The sequence below is a fragment of the Gaetbulibacter sp. NE genome (assembly GCF_025548475.1).
Classification (GTDB): Bacteria; Bacteroidota; Bacteroidia; order Flavobacteriales; family Flavobacteriaceae; genus Gaetbulibacter_B; species Gaetbulibacter_B jejuensis.
Map to the genome: position 1 here is coordinate 1 of NZ_JAOQHY010000030.1, position 746 is coordinate 746.

1 protein-coding gene is annotated in these 746 nt (G+C 33.8%); it reads left to right on the plus strand.

All coding sequences use genetic code 11. The features are described from left to right. Positions 1-134 precede the first annotated feature (134 nt). Entirely contained in the window at positions 135-548 is a 414-nt protein-coding gene (locus tag OD803_RS14465; protein WP_262734064.1) for a hypothetical protein, read from the plus strand. The last annotated feature ends 198 nt before the right edge of the window (positions 549-746 follow it).

Genomic DNA, 746 nt, shown 5'->3' on the forward strand with positions numbered 1-746 from the left:
AACCTGTATTTTTAAAAATTTGTGAATAAATTCACTATTTTTAAAATCCAAAACCACACTACGCATAGCGCAGCGTTGGCTACAATATAAAAACAGAGCGCAAATTGACTTTCGGAATAGCACAATATACGAACTTGACTCAAGAACAAAATAATTGGATTAATGACTTATCTGTTGAGTTAAAAACGTTTTTTGAAAATCGGAATTATGGTGAAGACCTAAACCAACTATATTTCGGACTAATAACTGTGAAACCTGAATTTGACCAGTTTTTCAAAAAGAAAAGACCTAGATATCGACCAGGTGAAAGAACTTCATATGTGGACGGAATTGAAATAAAATCAAATAATTGCGTGGAAATTGATTGTAAAATTGAATTTAGCCAAGTTTCGAATTTAAAAAAGGACGAACTAATTGAAAAAGTGTGTAATGAAATACTGACTGAATCTGATAGCCTAACTCGATTATCAAAACTCAAAAAATTTGACTTTGAATCTTATATGTCTGATTTAAAAAATTATCTGATTGACAAAAAGTATACTAAATAAAAATACTGTAGCCAACAATGGCTATAATTCATTGCGGTTGAATTCCTTATCGGAATTCAACGCAAATTTGCTGTCTTTCGGCTACGGCGGAAAGAATCCTGCGGATTTTTCCGCAACGAAATCATAGCCGAGACCGTTCAAGCACATTCGGCTAAAGCCGACCAATGTTGCTACATTGCTTCGCAATTCTCGCCCCAT